25 protein-coding genes and 1 tRNA gene are annotated in these 26,797 nt (G+C 62.8%); 19 read left to right on the top strand and 7 right to left on the bottom strand.

Features of this window, described 5'->3' with window-relative positions:
• Positions 1-50 precede the first annotated feature (50 nt).
• Complete coding sequence (locus NKI38_RS06415; RefSeq protein WP_352655719.1) at positions 51-923, top strand: aldo/keto reductase family oxidoreductase; 873 nt, start codon at positions 51-53, stop codon at positions 921-923.
• A gap of 207 nt (positions 924-1,130) precedes the next feature.
• Here the strand turns inward: NKI38_RS06415 and NKI38_RS06410 are convergent, their stop codons facing one another.
• Both NKI38_RS06410 and NKI38_RS06405 read right to left on the bottom strand, forming a co-directional pair.
• On the bottom strand, positions 1,131-2,189 hold the full coding sequence (locus NKI38_RS06410) for a glycerophosphodiester phosphodiesterase family protein (protein ID WP_352655717.1): 1,059 nt from the start codon (positions 2,187-2,189) through the stop codon (positions 1,131-1,133).
• 83 nt (positions 2,190-2,272) lie between these two features.
• Positions 2,273-3,481: an acyltransferase family protein gene (locus NKI38_RS06405; protein ID WP_352655715.1), complete on the bottom strand. Its 1,209-nt coding sequence runs from the start codon at positions 3,479-3,481 to the stop codon at positions 2,273-2,275.
• A gap of 124 nt (positions 3,482-3,605) precedes the next feature.
• Between NKI38_RS06405 and speB the strand changes: the two genes are divergently transcribed.
• The 4 genes from speB (at position 3,606) to NKI38_RS06385 (ending at position 6,814) form a co-directional block, all read left to right on the top strand.
• The gene (gene speB / locus NKI38_RS06400; protein ID WP_352655713.1) at positions 3,606-4,616 is read left to right on the top strand and encodes an agmatinase; all 1,011 of its coding nucleotides are present in this window, start codon (positions 3,606-3,608) and stop codon (positions 4,614-4,616) included.
• Positions 4,617-4,646: 30 nt separating this feature from the next.
• Positions 4,647-5,573 (top strand): N-acetyl-gamma-glutamyl-phosphate reductase, encoded by a 927-nt coding sequence (argC, locus tag NKI38_RS06395; RefSeq protein WP_352605275.1) that lies wholly within the window; start codon positions 4,647-4,649, stop codon positions 5,571-5,573.
• Entirely contained in the window at positions 5,570-6,412 is an 843-nt protein-coding gene (locus tag NKI38_RS06390) for an aminoglycoside phosphotransferase family protein (protein ID WP_352655862.1), read from the top strand. The genes argC and NKI38_RS06390 overlap by 4 nt, the downstream gene beginning before the upstream one ends.
• An 84-nt stretch (positions 6,413-6,496) precedes the next feature.
• Positions 6,497-6,814, top strand: a complete 318-nt coding sequence (locus NKI38_RS06385) for a hypothetical protein (protein WP_352655711.1) — start codon at positions 6,497-6,499, stop codon at positions 6,812-6,814.
• A gap of 103 nt (positions 6,815-6,917) precedes the next feature.
• Here the strand turns inward: NKI38_RS06385 and NKI38_RS06380 are convergent, their stop codons facing one another.
• Positions 6,918-8,009: a COX15/CtaA family protein gene (locus tag NKI38_RS06380; RefSeq protein WP_352655709.1), complete on the bottom strand. Its 1,092-nt coding sequence runs from the start codon at positions 8,007-8,009 to the stop codon at positions 6,918-6,920.
• Between the two features lie 200 nt (positions 8,010-8,209).
• Here NKI38_RS06380 and NKI38_RS06375 point away from each other — a divergent pair, with 200 nt between their 5' ends.
• Positions 8,210-8,425, top strand: coding sequence for a DUF2842 domain-containing protein (locus NKI38_RS06375; protein ID WP_023759866.1), 216 nt, complete (start codon positions 8,210-8,212; stop codon positions 8,423-8,425).
• A 22-nt stretch (positions 8,426-8,447) separates the two neighbouring features.
• Here the strand turns inward: NKI38_RS06375 and NKI38_RS06370 are convergent, their stop codons facing one another.
• A complete protein-coding gene (locus NKI38_RS06370; protein ID WP_352655707.1) occupies positions 8,448-9,506 on the bottom strand; it encodes a polysaccharide deacetylase family protein in 1,059 nt (352 codons plus the stop codon).
• Between the two features lie 91 nt (positions 9,507-9,597).
• Between NKI38_RS06370 and NKI38_RS06365 the strand changes: the two genes are divergently transcribed.
• Complete coding sequence (locus NKI38_RS06365; RefSeq protein ID WP_352655705.1) at positions 9,598-10,821, top strand: GNAT family N-acetyltransferase; 1,224 nt, start codon at positions 9,598-9,600, stop codon at positions 10,819-10,821.
• A gap of 3 nt (positions 10,822-10,824) precedes the next feature.
• Here the strand turns inward: NKI38_RS06365 and NKI38_RS06360 are convergent, their stop codons facing one another.
• Positions 10,825-11,538, bottom strand: a complete 714-nt coding sequence (locus NKI38_RS06360) for a GntR family transcriptional regulator (protein WP_352655703.1) — start codon at positions 11,536-11,538, stop codon at positions 10,825-10,827.
• Between the two features lie 262 nt (positions 11,539-11,800).
• Between NKI38_RS06360 and NKI38_RS06355 the strand changes: the two genes are divergently transcribed.
• The 6 genes from NKI38_RS06355 to NKI38_RS06330 all read left to right on the top strand — a co-directional run bounded on the left by NKI38_RS06355 (position 11,801) and on the right by NKI38_RS06330 (position 17,787).
• On the top strand, positions 11,801-12,889 hold the full coding sequence (locus NKI38_RS06355; RefSeq protein ID WP_352655701.1) for an ABC transporter ATP-binding protein: 1,089 nt from the start codon (positions 11,801-11,803) through the stop codon (positions 12,887-12,889).
• 34 nt (positions 12,890-12,923) lie between these two features.
• The gene (locus NKI38_RS06350) at positions 12,924-14,213 is read left to right on the top strand and encodes an ABC transporter substrate-binding protein (protein WP_352655697.1); all 1,290 of its coding nucleotides are present in this window, start codon (positions 12,924-12,926) and stop codon (positions 14,211-14,213) included.
• Between the two features lie 257 nt (positions 14,214-14,470).
• Positions 14,471-15,382, top strand: a complete 912-nt coding sequence (locus NKI38_RS06345) for an ABC transporter permease (RefSeq protein ID WP_352655695.1) — start codon at positions 14,471-14,473, stop codon at positions 15,380-15,382.
• Between the two features lies 1 nt (position 15,383).
• Complete coding sequence (locus tag NKI38_RS06340) at positions 15,384-16,202, top strand: ABC transporter permease (RefSeq protein ID WP_352655693.1); 819 nt, start codon at positions 15,384-15,386, stop codon at positions 16,200-16,202.
• Positions 16,203-16,204: 2 nt separating this feature from the next.
• Positions 16,205-16,951: an aspartate/glutamate racemase family protein gene (locus NKI38_RS06335; RefSeq protein WP_352655860.1), complete on the top strand. Its 747-nt coding sequence runs from the start codon at positions 16,205-16,207 to the stop codon at positions 16,949-16,951.
• 5 nt (positions 16,952-16,956) lie between these two features.
• Positions 16,957-17,787 carry a GNAT family N-acetyltransferase gene (locus NKI38_RS06330; RefSeq protein WP_352655691.1) on the top strand — a complete coding sequence of 277 codons (831 nt, stop codon included), beginning with the start codon at positions 16,957-16,959 and terminating at the stop codon, positions 17,785-17,787.
• Between the two features lie 50 nt (positions 17,788-17,837).
• On the opposite strand, the gene NKI38_RS06325 is transcribed toward NKI38_RS06330, so the two are convergent.
• The gene (locus NKI38_RS06325; protein WP_352655689.1) at positions 17,838-20,114 is read right to left on the bottom strand and encodes a GumC family protein; all 2,277 of its coding nucleotides are present in this window, start codon (positions 20,112-20,114) and stop codon (positions 17,838-17,840) included.
• 257 nt (positions 20,115-20,371) lie between these two features.
• Here NKI38_RS06325 and NKI38_RS06320 point away from each other — a divergent pair, with 257 nt between their 5' ends.
• The 6 genes from NKI38_RS06320 (at position 20,372) to NKI38_RS06295 (ending at position 26,175) form a co-directional block, all read left to right on the top strand.
• A complete protein-coding gene (locus tag NKI38_RS06320; RefSeq protein WP_352629329.1) occupies positions 20,372-20,935 on the top strand; it encodes a polysaccharide biosynthesis/export family protein in 564 nt (187 codons plus the stop codon).
• Positions 20,936-20,942: 7 nt separating this feature from the next.
• A complete protein-coding gene (locus NKI38_RS06315) occupies positions 20,943-22,073 on the top strand; it encodes a glycosyltransferase family 4 protein (RefSeq protein WP_352655687.1) in 1,131 nt (376 codons plus the stop codon).
• 95 nt (positions 22,074-22,168) lie between these two features.
• On the top strand, positions 22,169-23,704 hold the full coding sequence (locus NKI38_RS06310) for an undecaprenyl-phosphate glucose phosphotransferase (RefSeq protein ID WP_352655685.1): 1,536 nt from the start codon (positions 22,169-22,171) through the stop codon (positions 23,702-23,704).
• Entirely contained in the window at positions 23,701-24,960 is a 1,260-nt protein-coding gene (locus NKI38_RS06305; RefSeq protein ID WP_352655683.1) for an O-antigen ligase family protein, read from the top strand. Before NKI38_RS06310 ends, NKI38_RS06305 begins: the two co-directional genes overlap by 4 nt.
• A gap of 448 nt (positions 24,961-25,408) precedes the next feature.
• Entirely contained in the window at positions 25,409-25,846 is a 438-nt protein-coding gene (locus NKI38_RS06300) for a CatB-related O-acetyltransferase (protein ID WP_352629335.1), read from the top strand.
• A gap of 252 nt (positions 25,847-26,098) precedes the next feature.
• A tRNA-Pro gene (locus NKI38_RS06295) sits at positions 26,099-26,175 on the top strand.
• 129 nt (positions 26,176-26,304) lie between these two features.
• Here NKI38_RS06295 and NKI38_RS06290 read toward each other — a convergent pair.
• Positions 26,305-26,766, bottom strand: coding sequence for a YbaK/EbsC family protein (locus tag NKI38_RS06290; RefSeq protein ID WP_352655681.1), 462 nt, complete (start codon positions 26,764-26,766; stop codon positions 26,305-26,307).
• Positions 26,767-26,797 lie beyond the last annotated feature (31 nt).

Genomic DNA, 26,797 nt, shown 5'->3' with positions numbered 1-26,797 from the left:
ATCACAGGATTGAGCAGCGACTATCTCTGCCTCCTCAAAGGAGATCAATCATGTCTGATATTCAACAGGCCGGCACCTTCACCCTTGGCAGCCATACCGTGAAGCGGCTCGGCTACGGCGCCATGCAGCTCGCCGGACCCGGCGTGTTCGGGCCGCCGAAAGACCATGACGCGGCATTGGCCGTGCTGCGCGAAGCGGTTGCACAAGGCGTCGACCACATCGACACCAGCGACTTCTATGGTCCGCACGTCACCAACCGGCTGATCCGTGAGGCGCTGGCACCCTACCCCGACGATCTCGTCATCGTCACCAAGATCGGTGCCCGCCGCGGCGCGGATGGTTCATGGCTGCCGGCCTTTTCTCCCGAAGCGCTGGCCCAGGCTGTGCACGACAATCTAAGCAATCTCGGGCTCGAAGTGCTCGATGTGGTCAATTTGCGCGTCATGTTCGACACCCATGGCCCCGCCGAAGGGTCGATCGAAGCGCCGCTCACCGTGCTGGCCGAGCTTCAACGAAAGGGCCTAGTCAGGCATATCGGACTGAGCAACGTGACGGCTGCGCAGATCGCGCAAGGACGCCGGATCGCCGAGATCGTCTGTGTGCAGAACCAGTACAATCTGGCGCATCGCGGCGACGACGCCCTGATCGACGACCTCGCCCGCGAGGGCATCGCCTATGTACCGTTCTTTCCGCTCGGCGGCTTCAACCCGCTGCAGTCTTCGACGCTGTCCGATGTGGCGAAGCGCCTCGGCGCCACGCCGATGCAGGTCGCGCTCGCCTGGCTGCTGCGCCGCGCGCCCAATATCCTGCTGATCCCCGGGACATCTTCGGTCGGGCATCTCAGGGAAAACCTCGCTGCTGGCGAACTGGTGCTTTCGGACGACGTGATCAGCGAATTGGATGGCATAGCGATGGCTGCTTGAAGGCTAGCCAATCTCCCCCCTCGTGGGGGAGATGGCCGGCAGGCCAGAGGGGGGCGCGAAGGATCGCTTACCTCATGTCAGACCCCACCCTGATAGCTGACTCCAAAGCAATTTCAATTGACCGACAGGCTGGCGGGACAGCGCCCCCCTCTACCCTGCCGGGCATCTCCCCCACGAGGGGGGAGATTGGCAGCGTCAGCCGCCGCTCTAATTGATACTCGCCGTATTCGCCGGCTCAACCGGCCGCGCCTCGTCGGCATAAGGAACACGAAAACCGTTCGCCGTCAGCCAGTCGATGGCCGCCTTCGGCTCGTCGGTCTGGATGATGGTGGCGCCGCGATCGGCCCAAAAACCCCAGGCTTCGCGCGGCAGGCTGGCCTGGACCGCCAGTTCATCGCCGCGGCCGCCGGCAAGGAAGCCGCCCGGCTTGTTGACTATGGCGTAGGTGTCGGCCCAGATGTGCCAGTTGCCCCGCACCGCGGCCGCGCGCATGCGCGTGCTGAACAGCGGTCCGCCGGTCTCGGTCAGCGTCTCGGCGCCTGCCCGCCAGTTGATCAGCTCGATCGCGCGCGGCGACAAGGCATGGTCGACAGTCTCAGCGAAACCGGCATCATGCACCGCGTCGTCTGCAACAATCGGCATAAACTGGAAGCCGCCGCCGATGGCATCCATGGCGGCCTTGACCGTGGTGATCCTGCTCTGGTTCCACAGGTTCTCCTTGACGATGACCTGTTCGGCCATGCCGAGATCGCGAGCGACCGCAATCATGCCTGCGAGATCTCCGACGTCGAGCTTGTTGTCGAGGTTGATGAGGATCCTGCCCCTGGTCGCCAGCAGCATCTCGCGCAGCGTCGACACCGTCTCATCGGTGACGACGTCTGTGCCCTCGACCACCAGCCGGCAGGTCTTCAGTTCGGCCAGCGTGCGCTTGACCACCTCGCCCTTGCAGGTCGTGGTGCGGTCGAGCCAGCTGTCATGCATGACAACGAACTCGCCGTCCTTCGAGCGCCTGATGTCGACCTCGACGATCTCGGCACCCATGGCGATCGAGCCTTCGACGGCGGCAATCGAATTTTCCGCATAGAGCGTCTTGCCGGCCTGCATGCTGCCGGCGCGATGCGCGGCCACCATGATGTGGTCGCGCCACTGGTTGGCATGCTCGAAGCGATCGAGAATCTGTCTGGCGCGGGTTTCGCCAGCCAAGGCGTGGCCAGAGGCCGCCGCTAGTGCAGCGGAAAACAGAAGGCTCAGCCAGAGGGTCCGCATCGAGAATCGCTCCTTGCCGGATCGAAACCCGGATAGGCGATGCCCGTGACATCCAGGTGAACGAAGCCGGCTAGCGGAATGCGTCAGATGCGTTTCGAGAGCCGGCGGAACCACGCCATCGCCGGCATCTCAATGAGGCGCCAGGTGATCCAGGAGGCGGCAATGGTGGCGGCGAGCATGACGACGATCGCCGCAGCGCCTGTCCAGCCAGCGCCGAAGCCTGTGGCAGGCTGGCCGCGCAGCATGAAGTCGCCGATCAGGCCGAGGCCGAGCTTGCGCTCGACGAGCCCCGCGACATTGATCATGCGCGCCTGGACGAAGATGTGGACCATGTAGATCGAGTAGGATAGCGCGCCGAGCGTCAGCATGAACGGGGCTCTCAGCAAGGCGCTGATCCAGCCGCCCTCATGGGCGAACAGAAACAGCGCCAGCGCGAACACCAGGGGTGCCGCGATGCCGAAATCATTGCCACCGGCCAGCGAGACAAAAAGCACGATGACGGCCACCATGACGATCTCGGCAAGTGTCCAGTCCATCCGCGGGCCGGTCCTGGCGAGGACCTGTCGCGCCCCTGCAATGGAATCATGCTGAAACCAAGCCAGCAAGGCGCCGAGCGAGAAACCATACAGGCAGCGGACGAAGCCGAAATCGAAGGACACATCCATATGATGGGTCGAGAAGCCGACCAGGAACAGCGGCGCGGTGACGGCGGCGGCGACGAACCATATCCAGGCGCGCGCGCCGGCGACGAAGACCACGCCTGCAAACAGCAGATAGGCGAAGGACTCCGCCGAAATGCTCCAGCTTGGCGCATTCCAGGTCAATTGATCCTCGAAGCCGACACCCTGCAGCAGGAGAAGATTGGCAAACAGACTCCCAGGGTCGAAACCACCGGTAAAAGGCGCAGCCCCGGTGCCATGCAGTTGCGGCAGCATCAGCCGCAGCAGCTCGAAGCTGGCAAAGGCCGCCAGCATCAGCAGATGCAGCGGGTAGATGCGGCCAAATCGGACCAGCGCGAAGCGAGCAACTTCTTCCGGCTGGCTCAGCCGATTGCCATAGCTGCTGGCGATGACGAAACCGGAAAGCACAAAGAAGAAATCCACGAAAAGATAGGACGAACCGATGAAGGCGCTTTGCGAAACCGTCGAACCGGTCGGGAAGTGAAACAGCGCCACCAGAAGCGCGCAGATGCCGCGCCACGAATCGAGGACCAGGAAGCGTTCGCCGGCGATCGTGCCGGTGTGGGTCGACACCGCGTCTCGGGGAGGATTGAGAAACGCCGTCTGCGTCATGATGATACAAATCCTGTCTTGCCGTGGCACTCGGGCGGCGCCGTTTTGTCTCCCCAAGCTGTGACTGGCATCTTCCGTGCCGGTTCTGTAGTTGTTGCACCCCGACGAAAAACGAGGATCCGTAATGGCGAACAACAACATCGACAACGCCTTCACCGCCCGTTCCAAAACGGGCGCCGCGTTCGAGCCGACCTACTCCGGCGCGCTGTCGTTCATGCGGCGCAAATACACGAAGGACGTGAAGGGGGCGGATGCGGTGGTGTGGGGCATTCCCTTCGACGCCGCCGTCACCAACCGGCCCGGCGCTCGTTTCGGGCCGCAGGCGATTCGCCGCGCCTCGGCGATCCTCGACAACGACCCGCAATACCCTTTTTCCCGCGATCTGTTCGAGCATCTGGCGGTCGTCGATTATGGCGATTGCCTGCTCGATAGCGGCAACCATCAGAAGACGCCCGGCACCATCGAGCGCGAAGCGGCGAAGATCCTCAAATCAGGCGCCTTCCTGCTGACACTGGGCGGCGACCATTTCGTCACTTGGCCATTGCTCAAGGCGCATGCCGCCATCCATGGCCCACTCGCCCTGGTGCAGTTCGACGCGCATCAGGATACCTGGCCGGACGACGGCAAGCGCATCGACCACGGCTCCTTCGTCGGCCGCGCCGTCAAGGAAGGCATCATCGATCCCGACCGTTCGATCCAGATCGGCATCCGCACCCATGCGCCGGACACGTTCGGCATCAAGATCCTCTATGGCCACGAAATCGAGGAGATGCGGGCGTCCGATATCGCCTACGCCATCGTCGACCGCACCGGCGGCAAGAAGACCTATCTCACCTTCGACATCGACTGCCTCGATCCGGCCTATGCGCCGGGAACCGGCACGCCGGTTGCCGGCGGACCGTCGTCGGCAAAAATCCTGTCGACGCTGCGCCAGCTCAACCAGATCGATATTGTCGGTGCCGATGTCGTAGAGGTTGCGCCGGCCTATGATCACGCCGATATAACGGCGATCGCCGGTTCGATGGTCGCCATGCAATATCTTGGCCTGCTGGCGGAGCGAAAGGCACGGCTTGAAGAGCTGAACAGCAACGGCAACCACAACGGCGCCGCGGTGAATCAAGGTCAGGGCATATAATCTTGAAATATCAGGGAAATTAATCAATCCATGAAACCGAAAATCTTCATCGACGGCGAACACGGCACCACCGGTCTGCAGATCCGGGCGCTGCTTGCCGAGCGCGGCGACCTGGAAATCATCTCGGTTCCCGCCGAGCGCCGCAAGGAAACGGCGGCACGTGCCGAGTTCCTCAATGCCGCCGATGTCGCGATCCTGTGCCTGCCGGACGATGCGGCGAAGGAAAGTGTCTCGCTGATCGCCAACGACACCACCAAGGTCATCGATGCGTCGACCGCGCATCGCGTGGCGGAAGGCTGGGCGTATGGTTTCGCCGAGATGGACAAGACGCAGGCGAAGACAATTGCCTCGGCAAAGCGCGTCGCCAACCCCGGCTGCTGGCCGCAGGGACCGATCGCGACGCTGCGGCCGCTGGTCACCGCCGGCCTGCTGCCAGCCGATTTCCCGATCACTGTCAACGGCATTTCGGGCTATTCGGGCGGCGGACGACCGATGATCGAGGACTACGTCGCCAAGGGCGAGGACGCCTCGGAATTCCTCCCCTACGGCCTCACCTTGCAGCACAAGCACGTGCCGGAACTGAGGGCCTATGCCAAGCTGTCGCATGATCCGATCATGCAGCCGGCGGTCGGCAATTTCGCGCAAGGCATGATCACGGTCGTGCCATTGCAGCTTGGCGGTCTCGACCATGTGCCGACGGGTGCGGAGCTGCATGCGGCGATTGCCGACCATTTCGCCGCCATCGAAGGCGGCGTGGTCGAGGTGGCGCCCTACGCGCATTCGGAGCGTATGCCGGAGATCGATCCGGAGATCTACAACGGCACCAACCGGATGAAAGTGTACGTCTTCGCCAACGACAAACGGGCGCAAGCCCTGCTGCTGGCGGTCTATGACAATCTCGGCAAGGGCGCCTCGGGTGCCGCCGTCCAGAACATGGACTTGATGCTCGGCCTCTGATGGACGCACCAGCCTTTCCGGCGCGCTGGAAGGTCAGCGCGTCCGAACTCATTGCCGAGACCTTTTCAAGCCGCATCTGGAAGGTTTTGCGCGAAGATGGCTCGCCGGCAATCGTCAAGGCGCTCAAGCCTTTCGACGATGTCGCCGACGAGCTGCGCGGCGAGCATTTCCTCGCCTGGCGGCGCGGCGAAGGCGCGGTGCGCCTGCTTGGCCGCGACGGCCACAGCATGCTGCTCGAATATGCTGGTGAAACCTTGTTGGAGCAGGTGCTCGACGAACAGGGCGACTTTGCCGCGACCGCAATTGCGGCGGACGTGATGGCGCAACTGTTTTCGCCTGGGAAAGACCCCTTCCCGTCCGAGCTTCAGCCGCTCGGGGAGCGTTTTTCAAGCCTGTTCAGGAAAGCCGCAACCGACCGCAACTCGGGCCATGACAGCCTCTATGTCGAAGCCGCCGCCATTGCCGATCGGTTGCTGGCCAATCCACATGACGTCAGGCCACTGCATGGTGACCTGCATCATGAAAACATCCTGCACGGACCGCGCGGCTGGCTGGCGATTGATCCGAAGGGCGTTCTGGGCGATCCCGGCTTCGACGCCGCGAACATGTTCTACAACCCTCTCGACCGGGACGATCTCTGCCTTGACCCGGAGCGGATCGCGCACATGGCCGAGATCTTTGCCAAAACGCTGGGCCAGACGCCGCCAGCCATTCTGGATCACGCCATCGCCTATGGCTGCCTATCCGCATCCTGGCATCACGAGGACGACAACGCCGTGGAGGAGAATCGCGAATTGTCGATCGCCGAGGCGATCCGGGCGGTGCGGGCAAGCTTCTGATCGCACGGGGCGACGGCGCGGTGGTAACCGCCTGTTCACCACGATGGGCTACTGACTGGTCCCGGATCCATTCTGGGATTTGTCATGGTCAGCGCGATTTCGGGGTCCTCCCAGGTAACCCAGTATTCCTCGTCCAGCTCGTCGAGCAATGCAGCCCAGGAGGCCGCGCTCGAGAAGCAGATCCAGGATCTGGAAGATCAGGCCAAGGCGATCACGGATCAGGTCAAGGCCGCGCAAGTGCAGCAGGATATCGCCGTGGCCCAAGCCAGACTTGATGCACTCAAGGCCGCCGACAAGGCTGCCAAGCCCGACCAGGGCCAATCCGCGCCATCAGCCGCCGCGTTGCGTCAGGCGGAATTCGACGGCGAGAAGACGACATCTTCAAACGAATTCTGGATGTGACTGGCCGATCTATCTTTTTGTTGTGACGCAATTCCCTAAGGGAAAGCGCTATGCGCGTTCCCGGGAAAACCGTTTCACACTTTCCCTGGAATTGCTCTAGGGATCAGCTCCTGAGCGCGATTTCGTGCGGCAAGGGATAGGCGCCCTTGGTGCCGCGCCAATGCGCCGCGGCAAAGCCCAGCACGATGAGTGCAAAACCCTGATGGGCTAGCGCCATATGCAGCGGCACATGCATCAGCAGCGTGCCGATGCCGATCGAGGCCTGCACCAGCACCAGCAGAAACAGCAGCGTCGCACGGCGAGCGTGCGTTGAGCCTGGCAGCCGCCGGCGCGTGGCGATCATGTGCCACAAGGCCACGATGAACACCATATAGGCGCCGAGCCGGTGGACGAACTGCACCGTCTTCGGGCTTTCGAAGAAGTTGCGCCACGCCGGCTCGAGCAGCAAGAGATCGCCCGGGATGATCTTGCCGTCCATCAGCGGCCAGGTGTTGTAGCTCAGGCCCGCATCGAGCCCAGCGACCAGGCCGCCAAGATAGATCTGGACCAGCGCCAGAAGCACGATGAAACCGGCCAGCCTCTGCGTCGACCGATCGGCGGCGGGTTCGGAATGCGGAGCCAGCCCGCGCGCCACGACCATGGTCGCGGTGAAGATCAGTGCGGCGAGTGTCAGGTGGGTCGCCAGCCGGTACTGACTGACGGAGACCCGATCGACCAGGCCGGAGGCCACCATCCACCAGCCTATGGCGCCCTGCAGGCCGCCGAGCAAAAGGATGCCCACGAGTTTCGGCCCCAGACCGCGCTCGATGCGGCGTGTCGCCCAGAAGAACAGCAACGGCAAGGCAAAGACCAAGCCGACGCTACGCGCCAGGATGCGGTGCGCCCATTCCCACCAAAAGATCGACTTGAACGCCGCGATGCTCATGCCCTTGTTGAGCTCGGCATATTGCGGGATCTGCTGATAGAGCTGGAATTCCTCTTGCCACTCGGCATCGTTGAGCGGTGGGATCACGCCATGGATCGGCTTCCACTGCGTGATCGACAGGCCGGACTCGGTAAGTCTGGTGGCGCCGCCGACCAACACCAGCGCAAACAGCACCAGCACCACCACATAGAGCCAGCCGCGCAACAGCGCCCGGTTGCGCAGGTCGCGGTCGCGGGCCACAAATGGTGCGGCAGCTGATATGGCAGCCATGGTCTTGTCCCGGCAGGTTGGTTTGGCGGATTGGTGGACCATCGCACTCGCGCTGGCAAGGCCATGCAGCGCGGCACGCCGTCGCGCCGCGTCTCATCGGTTGCACAGCTTCGCGCCAAGGCCTATGCGAGGCCAACACTCTGAGTTTGCCCGGTGGTCCCCTGTCCGAGTTGCCGGCATCCTCGACCAGGAGACCAACCATGCCCCTGCGCCTGAAAAAGCTGATCGGAATGTTCCTGCTGATCGCGCTGGTCATCATCTATGCGCTGGTCGCATCGATCTTCGCGGTCGCCCAGCTGTCGGAGTCGGGCCCGTGGGTGCATTTCCTGTTCTTCCTGCTCAGCGGCCTGCTCTGGGTGCTGCCGGCGATGGGCATCATCAAGTGGTTGATGCTGGAGCCGCGGGCCAAGCGCTAAGGGGAACCCGGCCCCGCTGCCATCAAATCGTAACGAGCATCTTGCCGGCGTTGGCGAGCGGCGTCGTCACGCCCGACAGCATGGTACGGATGTGGGCGAGGCTCTGGTAGCGGCCATTGACTGAAATGCGCGGCAAGGCATGCAGGAACCCGGCATGCTCGGCGCGCAGCACACCGTGGCGCGTCGTCACTGCGGAGGTGTAGCCGGCGTCGCGGGCAAAGCCGACTTCGCGGCAGCCGACAGCACTTGCATAGCCATAGGGGTAAGCGAAATGACTGGTCGTTTCGCCCAGTTCGGCCTGCAACATGCCGCGCACGGCGCCGGTCTCGTGCCGCGCATCGGCTTCGGAGAGCCGCTTCAGATTGCTATGACTGATCGTATGGGCGCCGATCGTCACCAGCGGATGCGCGGCGATGCCTCGGATTTCGTCCCAGTTCATCAAAGTCCGCAGGCGTGGGCCGTCGGCGTCGATGCCATTTGAGCGAGCCAGGTCGCGCAGCACCGCTTGCATATCCTCCTCGCGGACTTCGGAGGTGAGATAGGCGTGCAGGCGTGCATTGGCCTGCAGTTTCTTCGCAGGTGTCGAGCAATCGATCGTCAGCGGACCGTTCGGTCGCGTCAGAGTGAGGCTGTCGCGCGCGTTGACGATGTCCTCGACCACATCCCACCACAAATCGGCGGTGCCGTTGATCAGCCCGGGCGCGACATAGATGGTGATCGGCGCGCCGTGCTTCTCCAGTACCGGCAAAGCCTCGGTCATGTTGTCGCGATAGGCATCGTCGGCGGTGATGGTGGCGAACTGGCCGCCCTTGCCGCCTGCCTTGATGCGCTCGACGGCTTCGTCCATGGAGACAAAGGCATAGCCGCTCGCCCTCATGTCGGCGATCACGGCATCGAGGAAGCCAGGCGCGATGTTCAGATGCCGGTTGACGCTGTGCGGCTTTTCCGGCGTCGCGGTAACGCGGTGCAGCATCAGGATGGCGCCAATGCCGCCGATGAACGGCTTGGCCAGCGGTGCAAGGCCGGTATAGCGGGCGACGTTCAGCGCCAGTTTCCGGATTGCCTCCCCGCCGTCGATCATTCATTCACCTTTTGCGCCTAGGCTGATCCAAGCACGGAATGCGCCTACGCGAACCCCCAAATCGCGATCAATACGCCCTAAGGATTGAGGTATGGTTGACGCAACTGCGTCATTTGACGGCAATCGGCTTGCGGTGACCGAGGCGTCGTCGCGCGCCTTGCCACGGGACCATGCCGGCCTGTCGTTTTCAGTGGTGTCGGCGGAAGGGCTCACGGCCTATGCCGAGTTCTGCCGCTCGGCGCTGTTTGCGCCGGCGCAGAGTGCTGCCTGGGTTCTGAACTGGGTCGCACAGGTCAGGCCGGATCTGCTCGTCGCTACGCTGAGCGCCGAAGGCAGGCCGGTTTTTTCGCTGGGCCTGGAGGTCACCGCCAATGGCCCGTTCCGCGTTGCCCGCTTCATGGGAGGCCGCCACGCCAATGGCAACTTCGTCGCCGCGGACCCGGACTGGCTGACCAGGGCGGATATCCCGGCCGTCCGATCGATGCTGGCAGCCATTGCCAAGGCACGTCCCGACATCGATCTCGTCGCGTTCGAGCGGTTGCTGCCCGATCTCGATGGCGTCGCCAATCCGCTCGCCTCGCTCGACCATTTTGCCAGCCCCAATCTGTCGCTGGCCGTCGACCTTGCCGGCGGCTTCGATGCGCTGCTTTCTCGCGCCAGCGGCAAACGCAAACGCAAGAAGCACCGTTCTCAGATCCGGAAGTTCGAAAACGTCGGCAGCCACCGGCGCATCGAGGCGCGTACGACCGACGAGGTGAACAGGCTGCTCGACGCCTTTTTCGAGATGAAGGAATTCCGCTTCCGCAAGATGGGCATCACCAACGTCTTCGGCGATGAGCAGGTGCGCGGCTTCTTCCGTGCATTGTTCATGCAGGCGCTTGCCGAGGACGAGCCGTCTTTCGTGCTGCACGGTCTCGAGGTTGCCGGCAAGCTACGCGCTATCACCGGGTCTAGCCGTTCAGGCAGGCGCCTGATCTGCGAGTTCGGCGCGATTGCCGAGGACGATCTTGGCCACACCAGTCCTGGCGATTTCCTGTTCTTCGACAACATCCAGGAAGCCTGCGCGACCGGTTTCGAGGTCTATGACTTCTCCGTCGGCGACGAGCCTTACAAGCGGCTGTGGTGCGATATCGAAACCCGGCATTTCGAGGTGCTGATCCCCTTGACGGTTAAGGGACGCGCGCTGGCGCTGATGCTTCGGCATGGCGCGCGGCTGAAAGCCTTCATCAAGAACAGCCCGACGATCTGGAAGCTGACCAAGATGCTGCGCCGCAAGGCGGCCGGACAAGCGGTGCCCGCCGAGGACGAAAGCTAGCTCTCAGAAATTGAGGGCTTCCCTCAGCGCCGGGCCGGCCCTGACGCGTAAATCCAGATCGGCCTCGATATGATCGATGTGGTGCAGCATCAGCCGGCTCGCCAGCCCACAATCGCCGCTCCCCAGCGCGCCGACAATTTCCGTGTGTTCGCTGTGCCCACAGGCCGATATGCCAGACCGCCCGTAAAGGGCGATGACCAATGACGAGCGCGCCACCAGCTCCTCCATGAAGCGCTGCAGGATGGCATTGCCGGCGACGGCGGCGAGCAGCAAATGGAAATCGCCCGACGCCTTGATTTCGGAACGCCGCGCATTGGGCCCGCGCTCGGCGATGAAGCGGCCCTCCTCGTCGAGCTGCGCCTTGAATGCGGCGATGTCGGCGGCGGTGACGCGCCCGCAGGCGGCGATGGCAATGCCTGGTTCGATCAGCCGGCGCGAGGCGAACACCTGGCGCGCTTCCTCTGGCGACGGGTTGGCAACGAAGGCGCCACGGTTGCGCTCGGTGCGCACCAGCCCTTCGAAGGACAGCATCTGCAGGGCCGCGCGTGCCACGGTACGGGAGACGTCGAACAGCGTGCCGACCTCGCCTTCCGACAATTTGGTGCCCGGCGCCAGCCGGCGGTCGACGATGGCGTCGCGCAACTGGTCGCGGATCGCCTGGGCACGATCCTGCGTGGCGCTGTCGGTGGCGGAATAGATCTGGTCGGCGATGTTCATGGCGGCAATTCTTTCCGTCCCCTTCTAACGCGACTCCCGACGCCAGCACGAGAGGCAAAGTGGACACGAAGGCAAAAAAGATTGCATACGATTTGTGTAGAGATCGCAGACAATCGCCCATAATTTGTGCAATGCACAAAACGGCTCGTTTGATAGGCGTCACCAGAAATCCTGATTTCCCCGACGATTCAAGTGCTTGGCCCGCAGCATGGCGATTGGCACGCATGATGCATTGGTTAATGCGACCAAACGAGGATGCCTGATGTCCAAAGCCGCCGAAATCGACATTGTGTCCGTTTCGAAACTCTATGGAACGACGACCGCCGTCGAGGACATCAGCCTGAAGATCCCGGCGGGAACCTATTGCTGCCTGCTCGGTCCTTCCGGCTGTGGCAAGACCTCGACGCTGCGCATGATCGCCGGCCATGAGAGCATTTCCAGCGGCGATGTCCGCCTCGGCAATGTGGTGGTGACGGACTTGCCGCCGGCCAAGCGCGGCACGGCGATGATGTTCCAGTCCTATGCGCTGTTCCCGCATCTCGACCTGATCGACAATGTTGCCTTCAGCCTGAAGATGAAGGGCGTCGACAAGGAAAAACGCCGTGCCAAGGCGCTAGACATGCTGAAGCTGATGCAGATGGAGGCCTATGCGACGCGCCGGCCCGCACAGCTTTCCGGCGGCCAGCAGCAGCGCGTAGCACTCGCCCGCGCACTGATCACCGATCCCGAGGCGCTGTTGCTCGACGAGCCGCTGTCGGCGCTCGACCCGTTCCTGAAGATCCGCATGCGGGCCGAGTTGAAGAAGCTGCAGACGTCACTTGGCATCACGTTCGTCCACGTCACCCACAGCCAGGAGGAGGCGATGGCGCTCGCCGACCTGATCGTGGTGATGAATGACGGCCGCATCGAACAGGCGGCCCCGCCGCGCGACGTGTTCGAGCGGCCGGCCACCGCTTTCGTCGCGCGCTTCATGGGCGACCACAATGTCATCTCCGGCCGGGTCACCGGCGAACGCAACGCCATGGTCGTCTTCGACGTCAATGGCGGCGCCTCGCTTGCCGCCAGCGGCCAGCCACAGGACGTGGGAGCGCCGATCGACATCGCCATCCGCACCGACCATGTGCGCATCGGCGAGCCGCCCTCGCCCGGCCTCGGCTTCACCGGCATCGTCTCCAACATCGAGTATCGCGGCGCCACGGTGAAGCTGTCGGTCACCGGCGCCGGCATCGACGATTTCACCGTGATTATCGACGATTCCGACTTCTTCGCCAGACCCGTCGCCATTGGCGACGCCGTACCGCTGGCCTGGGATTGCGAGGACGCCATCGTCCTCGGCCGCCTTCATTCATGACGTCAACCAAGCAAAACAAGACAGGGGAATAGGTATGACAAACATTACGCAAACCAAGGCGGGCATTTCGCGCCGCTCGCTGCTCAAGACGGGTGCCGCTGCCGTCGGCCTTGCCGCCGGCTCTGGTGCCATAACAGGCTTTCCGACCATCTGGGCACAGTCCAACATCACGCTGCGCCAGTTCGGGACCGGCGTGTCGAACCTCAACGCCATCGCCGACAAGTGCAAGGCCGACCTCGGCATCACGCTGGAGATGACGGCGACCGATTCCGACGCGGCCGCCCAGCGCGCAGTGACCCAGCCCGACAGCTACGACATCGCCGACATCGAATACTGGATCTGCAAGAAGGTGTTCCCGAGCGGCGTGCTGCAGCCGATGGATGTCAGCAAGCTGAAATATTACGACGAACTGGTGCCGCTGTTCAAAACTGGCAAGCTGACGCCCGACAGCGTCATCGCGCAGGGCACGGCGCCGCACACAGTCGGCTATGTCGAGGCGCAGGACTCAAAGACCTTCGCCAAGGCGCCGACCAACTGGTTCACCATGGTTCCGACCATCTACAACGCCGACACGCTGGGCATCCGCCCCGACCTCGTCGGCCGCGACATCACCACCTGGGCCGACATCATGGACCCGGCCTTCAAGGGCAAGACCGCAATCCTCAACATCCCCTCCATCGGCATCATGGATGCGGCGATGATCATGGAAGCCACGGGCAACATCAAATATGCCGACAAAGGCAACATGACCAAGGAGGAGATCGACAAGACGATCGACTTCCTGATCAAGGCCAAGCAGGCCGGCCAGTTCCGCGCCTTCTGGAAGTCCTTCGACGAGAGCGTCAATTTGATGGCGTCGGGCGAAGTCGTCATCCAGTCGATGTGGTCACCAGCCGTCGCCGCCGTGCGCTCCAAGGGCATCGCCTGCCGCTTCCAGCCGCTCAAGGAAGGCTACCGCTCATGGGGTGGCGGCCTCGGTCTTGCCGCCCACCTCAAGGGCGCCGAGCTCGACGCTGCTTACGAGTACATCAACTGGTACACGTCGGGCTGGGTCGGCGGCTATCTCAACCGCCAGGGCTACTATTCGGCCAACATGGTCTCCGCCAAGAAGTTCATGTCCGAGGACGAATGGGGCTACTGGATCGAAGGCAAGCCGGCCAAGGGCGACATCAAGGCACCGGACGGCACGGTCATGGAGAAGGCCGGCGCCGTGCGCGACGGCGGCTCGTTCGAGGAGCGCATGGGCAAGGTCGCCTGCTGGAACTCGGTCATGGACGAGGACCGCTACATGGTGAAGCGCTGGAACGAGTTCATCGCGGCGTAAGAGAAGGCAGCACGTCAACTGGACATGCCTCATTCCTTCGCGCCCCCCTCTGTCCTGCCGGACATCTCCCCCACTTGGGGGGAGATTGGCAGTTCCGTTGTCAGCGCTCTTCTTGCTGCACCGATGGTTGGCGAAAACCGCATTGAGAGTTCAATCTCCCCCCTCGTGGGGGAGATGTCCGGCAGGACAGAGGGGGGCGTGAAGGATCTCAGCCTGACAGATCGTCCGCTAGCCACATCACCCCAAAGGTATTCCAGATGACTGCGGCTCTCGAACGCCCCGTAATCGCCGCCACGAAACAAGCTCGACAACGCCGCTTCTCCATCAGTGCCGTTACGCCCTATCTCCAATCGGCGCCACTGGCGCTGATCCTCGGCGCATTCCTGCTCCTGCCCATCATCATGATCGTCGTCGTGTCCTTCTGGGATTACGACTTCGCCGCCATGTATCCGGATTTCCTGACCACCAACTATTCCGACGTTCTGGGCTCGTGGGTTACCTGGAAGACCTATCTCAACACCATCAAATTCGCCGCCATCGTCTGGGCGCTGACCTTGTTTATCGGCTTCTGGGTCGCCTATTTCCTCGCCTTCCACATCCGCACCACGGCCATGCAGATGGTGCTGTTCCTAGTCTGCACCGTGCCGTTCCTGACCTCCAACATCATCCGCATGATCTCGTGGATTCCGGTGCTCGGCCGCAACGGGCTGATCAACTCGACGCTGGTGCATCTGGGGCTGGTGCCGAAACCGATCGAATGGCTGCTCTATTCGGAATTCGCGGTCGTGCTCGCCATGGTGCATCTCTACACGCTGTTCATGGTGACGCCGATCTTCAACACGCTGATGCGCATCGACCGCTCGCTGGTCGAGGCCGCGCGCGACGCGGGCGCCTCCGGCTGGCAGGTGCTGTGGAACGTCATCATCCCGCTGGCCAAGCCTGGCATGGCGATCGGCACCATCTTCGTCGTCACGCTCGTCATGGCCGATTTCTCCACCGTGCAGGTGATGTCGGGCGGCCAGAGCGCTTCCGTCGCGCTGATGATGAAGAACCAGATGTCGCTGCTGCAATATCCGGCCGCTGCGGCCAATGCGGTGGTGCTTTTGGTGCTGGTGCTTTTGATGGTCGCCGGCATCCTGCGCATCGTCGACATCCGCAAGGAACTCTGACGTGAACCACGAAAAACGCAGCTTCGAATTCTACGTGCTGGCAGCCTTCTTCACGCTGTTCGTGCTGTTCCTCTACGGCCCGCTGTCGGCGATCCTGATCCTGTCCTTCCAGGGCGAGACCGGCGGCCTCACCTTCCCGCTCAACGGCGTGTCGCTGCACTGGTTCGCCAATCTGTTCGAGCGCCAGGCAGTCGGCGATTTCGGCGGTAGCTTCAAGCGCTCGCTGGTGCTGGGCGTCATGGTGATGATCGTCACCGTCGTGGTGTCACTGCTGGCGGGACTCGCCTTCCGCCGGAAATTTCGCGGCGCCACCGCGCTGTTCTACCTGGCGGTCGCCAGCCTCGTCGTGCCCTCGATCATCATTTCACTGGGCATCGGCGTGGTCTTCCAGCAGATCGGTTTTCGCCCGGCCTGGTACACGTCCGCCTTCGGCGCGCACCTGACCTGGACGTTGCCGTTCGGGGTATTGATCATGTTTGCCATCTTCAACCGCTTCTCGCCGGCCTATGAGGAGGCCGCACGCGACCTCGGCGCCACCTCCTGGCAGACCTTCGCCCATGTCGTGCTGCCGATGATCGCGCCGAGCTTGATCGGCGTCGGCCTGTTCGGCTTCACGCTGTCCTACGACGAGTTCGCGCGTACGCTGATGACCTCAGGCACCTTCAACACGCTGCCTCTCGAGATCTACGGCATGACCACCAATGTCACGACGCCTGTCCTCTACGCGCTGGGCACGGTGACCACGGTGTTCTCGTTCCTGGTGATCCTGGCAACGTTGGGCGCCATCCTTTATGTCGGCCGCCGCCGAGCGAGAGCGTGACCGTGCAGATACTGGTGGTGAACCCAAACACGACGGCGAGCATGACCGAGACGATCGCGGCCGCCGCACGCGCCGTCGCCGGCGCCTGGACGGAAGTGGTTGCCGTCACCTCGTCCATGGGACCGGTATCGATCGAAGGCTATTATGACGAGGCCCTGGCCGTGCCGGGCCTGCTGATGGAGATCGCCGCCGGCGAGCGTAGCGGCGCGCAGGCGGCCATCATTGCCTGTTTCGACGACACTGGCCTGGATGCCGCACGTGCCATGGCCGGTATCCCTGTCATCGGCATTTGCGAGGCGGCGCTTTCCATCGCTGCTTTCATTGCCCAGCGCTTCACCGTGGTGACAACCACCGAACGCTCGCTTGTGCCTGTCGAGGGGCTGGTGCATCGCTACGGCATGGCGGGACGCGTCCGCGTGCGCGCTGCGGACATCCCCGTGCTTGCCCTGGAGGACCCCGCATCCGGCGCGGTCGGAAAACTGCGCGACGAAATCGCCCGAGCCATCGAGGAGGATCGCGCCGAGGCCATCGTGCTCGGCTGCGCCGGTATGGCCGACCTTGCACACCGACTGCAAGCGGAGTTCCAACTGCCGGTCATCGATGGCGTCGGCGCAGCACTCAAGCAGGCCGAGGCGCTGATCTCGCTCGGCCTGTCGACATCGAAGCGCGGTGCCTATGCGAGCCCACTGGCCAAGCACTATCGTGGCATGCTGAAATCCTTCTCGCCCGGAGCAGTCGCCGCGGAGTGAGCACAATGAAGCCGACCATCCGCACGCTGTCGCTGCAGGAGTTGACGGTTCTTATCGACTGGGCCGCTGCAGAAGGCTGGAATCCTGGCCTTGAAGACGCGGCAATGTTCCAGGCTGCGGACCCTGAAGGCTTCATCGGCGCGTTTGCCGGCAAGCAAATGGTCGCGGCAATCTCGGCAGTGGCCTATGGAAGCGAGTTCGGTTTCATCGGCCTCTACATCTGCCGGCCGGACATGCGCGGCGAAGGCTACGGCAAGGCGGTGTGGAACGCCGGCATAAAAAGGCTTGCAGGCAGGACCGTTGGCCTCGACGGCGTCGCCGAGCAGCAGGCGAATTACCAGCGCAGGGGCTTCAGTCCGACCTACGAGACCATCCGCTACACCGGCCACATGGCAAGCCCGGCGGTAAGGGCCGATGGGTTGCGCATGATAACAACGCAACTCGTGCCCGACATCTATGACTCACATTGTTTTCCAGCACCCCGGCGGGCCTTCCTGCAGCGCTGGCTGCAGACGCCGCATCACGGGCTGGCGGCGATCAGTTCACGCGGCACCCGCGGCTACGCCGTGGCGCGGCAGTGCCGCTCCGGCTTCAAGATCGGCCCGCTGTTTGCCGACGACGTGGAAATCGCTCTGCACTTGCTGGACGGACTGGCGGCTGCCTGCAAGGGCGGCGACCTCAGCATCGACGTTCCAGCCACCAAACTGGAGTTCATTGCGGCGCTTGAGGCGGCCGGCTTTGCGCCGACCTTCACCACCACGCGCATGTACAAGGGCCCGCCCCCGAAGCTTGGGCTGCAGCGGTTGTTCGGCATAACGACCCTGGAACTGGGATAGAAATCAGACGGACCTCCGTACAAGTCCGCGCCAAGCGATCTACGGCTCTCTCAGGCGGCGGCAGTGCGCCGTCCCGGCACCGGATTGCCGGGCGGTTCGTGGCCGAGCGGCGTCACCAGCGTCAGGTCGGGATAGCCGCTTTCGATCAACTTGACCGCGGCCTGTGTTACTTCGTCGTCCGGCTCCAGCATGGAGAGAAAGACCTCGGTGGCATCGCCGGTCAGCCGGCTGATGCCTTGCGCGTCGGCCGGTCCGCATTCGACCACGACCAGATCATAGGCTGTTGTCAGCGACTGCATGATGATCGGCAGCCGGTCGGCGGCGCGCATGGCACGGACCGGATCGGCGGTGCCGACGGGGATAACGTGACAGTCCGAGTAGAGATCGGCGTGGATGACGTCGCTGAACTGCGCTTCCGAGGCGAGCAGGTTGGTGATGCCGGAGAAAAGGCCGCTGTCCAGCATCGGCCGCGAGGCCGCCCCCGAAGCAGTGAGGTCCAGCAAAAGGACGCGCAGGCCGGCGTCGGCGACCTCGCGTGCCACCAGGACCGCGGATGCGGCCGCCTCGTCGCCCTCCGGCGAGACGAATATGGCGCGCGCCGCACCGCTGGCGATCAGCTTTTCGGCAGCCTTCTCGATGTCGATCTCGCCTAGGCTCGGACGCGCCGGTTCGGGCGCGACAGCCGTCTGCTCGGCTGCCGCTGCCTCGGCCATTGCGACCATATCAGGCGCCTCGGCCCTATAGGGCATCGCGGCCGTGTAGGGCTCGGCCTCCGCTTCAGCCGAACGTTCCGCCATCTCCTGATGAGCGAAGGGATCCTGGAGAATGGCGGGCTCCCGGCGGACAACCGGCTTCGCGACAAAATCAGGGGCCTGCGCCACATCAGGCATCGCGACCTCATCGATCCGCTCGAAGCGGGAGCCAGCGGCCGGCCGCATCGCGCGGCCGGAAAACAGCTCCCGCAGAAGTGTCACGATGGCCATGATCAGCAGCGATGCGGCAAATGCGGCGCCAACGATCGACCCGACCTTCGGGAAATAGGCCTCGGAGGGAACCGAAGCCTTCGAGGCGATCCGGGCGTCGACCGGCAAATAATTGCGATCCTGGCGCGAGGCCGCTTCGCGGTAGTTGGTCAGATAGAGTTCGAGCTGCTGCCGTTTGGCAGTGGCGTCGCGCTGCAGCGCATCGAGATCGACCTGCTGTTCCCCGGCCTGCGCCGACGCAGCCTTCAACGTGTTGACGTCGGCAACAAGCTGGTTCTCGCGGGCCTTTGCCGTCTCGGCCTGCATCAACAGGCCTTTCATGATCTTCTGGGCCTCGCTGCGGATCTGCGCGTCGAGATTGGTCAGTTGCGATTTCAGCGCGCGAATACGCGGATGATTGCCAAGCAATGTCGTCGACAGATCGGCGATGTTGGAGCGCAATTCGACTTGTCGCTCGCGCAAGCGCTGGATCAGGTCCGATGACAAAACCTCCGGCACGGCATCCAGCGAACCGCCATTCTGCAGCGCCCTGCGCACACCGTCAGCTGTCGCCTCCGCGGCGGCGCGGTTAGCGCGCACTTTCGACAGTTCGCTGGACAGTTCCGAAAGCTGCTGGGTGGCCAGCACCGAATTGTTGCCACCCATCAGAAGATCGGAGTGTGAGCGGTAGGCGGCGACCTTGGCCTCGGCATCCTTGACCTGCTTCGACAGGTCAGCGATCTCCGGCGCCAGAAAGTCGGCGGCGGCGTTGTTCGATTCGAGCTTGGCCGCCCCTTGCCCCGCTATATAGGCGGCAGCAATGGCGTCTGGTACAGCGGCCGCGAGCTTGGGATCTTCCGATGAGAACTCAATGGCAATGATGCGGGTCTTCTCGACACCATAGACGTTAAGCTTCTCGTGCATTTTCTTGAGCACGCGTTCTTCCGCCGGAATCTCCATTGGATCGCTTTTCAAGCCAACGAGGACCAAAGCGCGGCTCAACGGCGACATGTCGATCGCGTCGTCGAACTCGGGCAATTTTTCCAGACCAAGCTTTTGCGCGACCTGCTTGAGGATTTCGGTGGAGGAAATTATCTGGACCTGGGTGGCGACGCCTTGTTCGTCGAGAATAGGCTTGTCGGTATCATTGTTGTTGCTGGCCGGCCGCGTATACACGGATTCACGCGGAGCGATCTCCACCTGCGTCTCAGCCTTGTAGTGCCGGGTTGCCAGCGAGGCAAAGGCGAAAGCCGCCCCGGTCACCAACAGCGCGACGAGGAGAATGCGCAGCCAGTTCCTCGCCAGGCTGGCGAAGAGCTGCCTGAGATCGACGTCGACATCTGCGGCCGCGGACTGAACGGACATGCATCCCTACTCCGATAGTGGGTCAGGACACACCGTAAACAACTATGGTAACTCAGCCGTTAAGATCGCGGTAAGTTTCCATTAGGGTTTACTGGCGAGCGATAAACAAAACCGTCAAAAATCATAAAACTCTTGCCGATGCGCCATGTGTCGGCCGCTCCCTTTACCGGCCATTAACCCTAACAGGATGATAACGGACCTCGATCCCTAGAGTTGCTGCGACGTTGTAGCGACCAGTCGAAGGTACCTGTCCGGTCATGAAAAGCACTGCTTCCCTGTTTCGCGCGCTGCTTGCCGTGTCGATGCTCGCCGGCTGTTCCAGCTATCGGCCGACGCCGGCAGCCTTCCATGAGGTGCTCGATCAGCCCTATCGTCTTGGCGCCGGCGACCGCGTCCGCGTCACCGTGTTCGAGCAGGACGGGCTGACCAACACCTACAGCGTCGACCAATCCGGCTACCTCTCCTTCCCGCTCGTCGGCGCCATACCGGCACGCGGCCACACCGCACAGCAGATGGAAAAGCAAATCGCCGACAAATTGCGGCAAGGCTATCTGCGCGATCCCGACGTTTCGGTCGAGATCGACCGCTACCGGCCGATCTTCGTCATGGGCGAAGTGGGTGCTGCCGGCCAATATTCCTATGTCCCCGGCCTGACGGTGCAGAAGGCAATCGCCATCGCCGGCGGTTTCACGCCGCGCGCCAACCAGGAAAGCGTCGACATCACTCGCGACATCAACGGCAAGGTGATGACCGGCCGCGTGGTCACCTCCGACCCGCTGCTGCCCGGCGATACCGTCTACGTCCGCGAACGCCTGTTCTGACAGACACGTGGCGGACACACTCAGGATCGTCCATTGCTTTCGCTCACCCGTCGGGGGAATTTTCCGGCATGTGCGCGACCTGACCGAGGCGCAGGTCGCCGCCGGGCATTCCGTCGGCATCGTTTGCGATTCGACCACGGGCGGCGCGTTCGAGGAACGTCTGTTCGAGCAGATGAAGGACATGCTGGCGCTCGGCATCCACCGCACGCCGATGCAGCGCCATGTCGGGCCGGGCGATCTTGCCTCGGCCAGGCGCATCTACAGGATCATCAAGGAATTGCGGCCGGACGTGTTGCACGGGCACGGCGCCAAGGGTGGCGCCTATGCCCGTCTGTTCGGCTCATTGTTGCGGGTATCAAGGTCTCGCGTAGCCCGCCTTTATTCGCCGCATGGTGGCTCTCTCCACTATGACGAGAACACAACCACCGGAAAGCTGTTCTTCGCGCTCGAGCGCTTCATGGCCCGCTTCACCGACTATCTGCTGTTTGTCTCCGACTATGAACGGCAAACCTATCGCAGGAAGGTCGGTGAACCGCCCATTCCCAACACCCTGGTCTATAACGGCCTGCGCGCCACCGAATTCGAGCCGGTGATCGCCGAGCCCGACGCAGCCGATCTGCTCTATATCGGCATGATGCGCGACCTGAAGGGTCCGGACATCTTTATCGATGCACTGGCGCTGGCCGGCTCCCAGTTCGGCCGCGCGCTGACGGCGGTGATGGTCGGCGACGGCGACGACCTGCCGCGTTACCACGCTCAAGTGAAACGCCTCGGGCTTGAGCGCCATGTTCGCTTCCTGCCGCCGATGCCGGCCAGGGAGGCGTTTGCGCTGGCGGCGCTCGTCATCGTTCCCTCGCGCGCCGAAGCCATGCCCTATATCGTCCTGGAAACGCTTGCCTCGGGAAAGCCGATGATCGCCACTGCGGTCGGCGGCATTCCGGAGATCTTCGGCATCGGTTCCCCTGCCCTGATCCGGCCCAACCCGGTCGAGCTTGCCGACAAGATGAGCCAGGCGCTGGCCGACCCCGCTGCCTATAGCGACCTGATGCCCGATGGCGCCAACCTCAAGGCGCGCTTCGGCGCCGATGTGATGGCCGCCGACATCGAGAAGGCCTACTTCGCCGCGCTCGACAAATAGGGCGCAAGGTCAAGCCTTTTCAAAGCCATGGGTTGTTTCAAGGGTTTCTTAGCTCTCTTTTGCTATTCACCGCAGGGAAGCTTGCGGAAAGCCCCATGAACGAGATCGACCCCGCGCGCCGCTTTTCAGCAGAGGCGGTGCGTAAATTCGACGGCCCGGCCGATGGCGACACGCCAAGCGGCATGAACGATGTCGCCCGCCAGGTCGCCACGCAGTACCGGCGCGATACAATGTCGCCGATCATGGTCAGCGGTGTCCTGCGCATGGTCGAATTCGGCTTGCTGCTGCTGTCCGGGCTCGCCGTCTATTTCCACTATGTCGGGTTCTTCAACTATCTCGCCTGGCAGTATCCGCTGACGATCGCCGCCGCGTCGTTCCTTGCCGTGGTGCTGCTCGACGTCACCGACTGCTACCAGATCGTCGCCCTGATGCGGCCCATCGCCAATTTCGGCCGCGTGCTGCTGGCCTGGGCTGGTGCCTTCGCGCTGATGGCGTTGACCGCGTTCGTCATGAAGATGTCGCAAGACTATTCGCGGCTTCTGTTCGGCACCTGGTTCGTCGTCGGTTTTGTTCTCATCTTCAGCCTCAGGCTGGTGATGTCGAAGCTGATCCGTACCTGGGCGCGCGACGGCCGCATGGAGCGGCGCGCTGTCATCGTCGGCGGCGGCAAGGCGGCGGAAGTCCTGATCCGCTCGGTCGAGAAGCAACCTTACAACGACATCCGCATCTGCGGCATCTTCGACGATCGCGGCGACAAGCGCTCGCCGCCCATCGTCGCCGGCTATCCGAAACTCGGCACCATTTCGGAACTGATCGAGTTCGCCCGCATCGCCCGCATCGACATGCTGATCGTATCGCTGCCGCTGACCGCCGAATCGCGCGTGTTGCAGTTGCTGAAGAAACTGTGGGTGCTGCCGGTCGACATCCGGCTGTCGGCGCATTCCAACGCGCTGCAGTTTCGCCCGCGCGCCTATTCCTACATCGGCTCGGTGCCGATGCTCGATATCTTCGACAAGCCGATCAACGACTGGGATTCGGTCGCCAAGCGCGCCTTCGATATCATCTTCAGCCTCATCGGCATCGTCGTGTTCTCGCCGGTGATGCTGGCGACCGCCATCGCCATCAAGCTCGACAGCAAGGGGCCGGTGCTGTTTCACCAGAAGCGGCACGGTTTCAACAACGAGATCATCGAGGTCTACAAGTTCCGTTCGATGTATACGGACAAGGCCGATCCTACCGCCAAGCAGACGGTGACCAAGAACGATCCGCGTGTCACCCGCGTCGGCCGCTTCATCCGCAAGACCTCGATCGACGAGCTGCCGCAGTTCTTCAACTCGCTGCTGGGTTCGCTGTCGCTGGTCGGCCCGCGTCCGCATGCCATCGCCGCGCAGTCGCACAACCTGCTCTACAATGAAGTGGTCGACGGCTATTTCGCGCGCCACAAGGTCAAGCCCGGCGTCACCGGCTGGGCGCAGATCAATGGCTGGCGCGGCGAGATGGACACCAACGAGAAGATCCGCATGCGGACGGAGTACGACCTCTATTACATCGAGAACTGGTCGCTGCTGTTCGACTTGCGGATCCTGTTCCTGACGCCGATCAGGCTGCTCAACACGGAAAACGCCTATTGAGCGCGATCAGCCATGATGTGCCGCGCGCGGCGGTCAACGCCAAGCTGATCGCGCTGATTTCCTCATGCGCGGTCTTCCTCGGCATATTCCTGTCCGGCTTCGTCATCAGCGAACCGGCGCCTTACGAGCTCTACATGGCGGGGCTGATCGCCATCTGGGCTCTCTTCGGCCTCAGGGTGTCGCGCGCGGCAATGCCGCTCCTGGTGCTGCTGGTGACGATGAACATCGGCGGCATGATGGCGATGACACAGATGTCGGATCTCGCCAACACGCCGCTCTATCTCGCCGTCTCGCTGTTTCTCGCTTTCACCGCGGTGTTCTTCGCCTCGGTGACCGCGGTGCAACCCAGCCTCTACCGGCTGATCTTCGTCGCCTATGTCGTGTCGGCGGTGATAACCTCGCTACTCGGCATAGCCGGCTATTTCCACGCCTTTCCCGGTGCGGAGATGTTCACCAAATACGACCGTGCCGCCGGCGCTTTCCAGGACCCGAACGTGTTCGGCCCGTTCCTGGTGCTGCCCGGCATCTATCTGCTCTATCTGCTGTTGACCGGACCTGTCTCGCGCATGCCGCTGCTGGCGGTGCCGTTGCTGATCATCACGGCCGGTATCTTCTTCTCCTTCTCGCGCGGCGCCTGGGGCATGTTCGCCGTCTCGGCTGTCCTGCTCACCGGCTGCCTGTTCCTACAGAGCGCCAGCGGCATGTTCCGGCTGCGCGTGGTGGTGATGACGATCGCCGCGCTGGCGCTGCTGGTCGTCGCCATGATCGTCATCCTGCAGCTGCCCGGCGTGTCGGAGATGTTCTCCAACCGCGCCCATCTCGAACAAAGCTACGACACAGCCCGCCTGGGACGCTTCGCCCGCTACGCGATCGGCTTCCAGATGGCTATGGAGCATCCGTTCGGCATCGGCCCGCTGGTGTTCGGCACGATTTTTGGAGAAGACACCCACGACATCTGGCTGAAGATGCTGATGGACTATGGCTGGCTCGGCTTCGTGTCGTTCCTCGCGCTCGTTGCCTGGACGATAGCAGCCGGCTTCCGCATCCTGCTGCGCGACCGGCCGTGGCAGCCCTATCTCCTGTGCGCCTATGTCGCCTTCATCGGCAATATCGGGCTCGGCACCTTCATCGACATCGACCACTGGCGCCACGTCTACCTGCTGCTCGGCCTGATCTGGGGCGCCATCGCGCTGGAATACCGCCATCAGCGGCTGTTGCGGCCTGCCTTGCGGCGCTCATCCGCACCCTCGTCTTGATGTCCTCGCAACCGAGGAGCTGCTGGATGACCTTCAGGTTGCTCTTACGCAGCACGTGAGTGGCGGCGGTAGGCTAGGTATCGCGGAAGTGAAGTTCTTCACGCTGGCCTTCGGCACGGCGCGCCGCATTGCGATCTTCAGTCCTGCCTCTGTCAGAAGGTAGCGGTCTGCCCTGATCAGCCGATCGAAGTCGTTTCGCCACAGGTGTTCTTCCGGATGCCGCTTGTCCGCTCGCCTCTGGCAACGTGGTCTATCCAGGTGCTTCTTCAAACGCTATTCACTTGCCGGACGGACCACTAAACGGGGGGCATGCATGTCGAAGTTAACCGAATGGCTACGGGAGAGAGGTCTCCTCTGGGCAAAACCCGTGCCTCCGTGTGTAAAGCTGGGGCGATACACGCATGACCTTCCTAGCAAGTCTTTCCTCTTCCCCTCTGACGAATCGCCGGTGACCATAGGCGCATTTTGTGCCTTCGCGCGGGAAGTTATATTCATCTGCCAGGCCAATCATCCAACAGAGACCGCGTCAAACTTCGGTTTGCAGGACCAGATCCTCGGAACCAAGACGTCGATGGAGTATCTTCGGACTAAAGGTCCGATTGTCATCGGGAACGACGTCTGGGTGGGGGCGCGGGCGACAATCATGTCGGGCGTCACTATTGGCGATGGCGCCGTTGTTGCGGCATGCAGCGTGGTCACGAAGGATGTGCCACCCTACGCGATAGTAGCCGGCAACCCGGCGCGGGTTATCAAATATCGTTTCTCCGAGGACACTATCGCGGCCATGCTGAAAATTCGTTGGTGGGACTGGCCCATCGAGCGCATCAAACATGAAAAGGCCGCCTTCGATTTACCCGCCGAGCAGTTCGTTCTCCGTTTCCGCTAACGGCCAGCAGGCTATGTGCATTACAGCGCGGAGACACTAGCATTAACTCCCAACGCTACCGTCCGGCACATTGTCGGAGCGGATTGGCTCCGCTGAGTTATCCACAGAACGACTCACGAACACCCGTGGGACTTTCCGTGGGGAAAAATGTGCCGTTGCCTGCGTTTCGCTGCTCTTCGGTTCCGTTATGTTCTTAGCATGCCTTTTTGCTCTTGCGCCGGAACCCTTGAGAATATAGGGCTTTCCGCGGTCCGGAGTGTAGCGCAGCCCGGTAGCGCACTTGACTGGGGGTCAAGGGGTCGTCGGTTCGAATCCGGCCACTCCGACCATTTAAAGCAAGGACTTGCCCCCGAAGTCCGCCTTTCCAGACGCCCCGGTCAGACCGGCCAAATCTCGGATCGGGGCAAGATCCCGGAACGTGCCCCCCGTCTTGCTTGAACTCCGGGATGGCCGCACCTCTACCCTTGGCACACATCGACCCACTCAGCGTCGGTGATCTCAACCAAGCGCTGTGGCGCGATCCGCACCGCGGCGTTGGTGGCGCCAGCCGCGGGCACGACCTCGTCGAATTCGCGCAGCGATATGTCGCAGAAGACCGGCAGCGGTGCCGGCAGGCCGAATGGGCAGACGCCGCCGACCGGGTGGCTCGTCGCCTCGACCACCTCCGCGGCGTCGAGCATGCGCGGCTTGCCGCCGAACTGGTCCTTGAACTTGCGGTTGTCCAGCCGGGCGATGCCGCTGGTCACCACCAGCATGGTGCGGTCGCCGACTCGCAGGCTGATCGTCTTGGCGATCTGTGCCGGCAGAACGCCATGCGCCTCAGCCGCCAGGGTCACCGTCGCCGAGCTCGCTTCCGTGACGATGACATCGATGTCGGGTGCGTGAGCGGCGAAGAAGGCACGAACGGATTCCAGGCTCATCGTCAAACCCATGATTCAAACTTGATGGACG

The sequence above is a fragment of the Mesorhizobium sp. M0621 genome, from assembly GCF_040320745.1.
Classification (GTDB): domain Bacteria; phylum Pseudomonadota; class Alphaproteobacteria; order Rhizobiales; family Rhizobiaceae; genus Mesorhizobium.
This window is presented reverse-complemented; position numbering and strand designations above follow the sequence as displayed.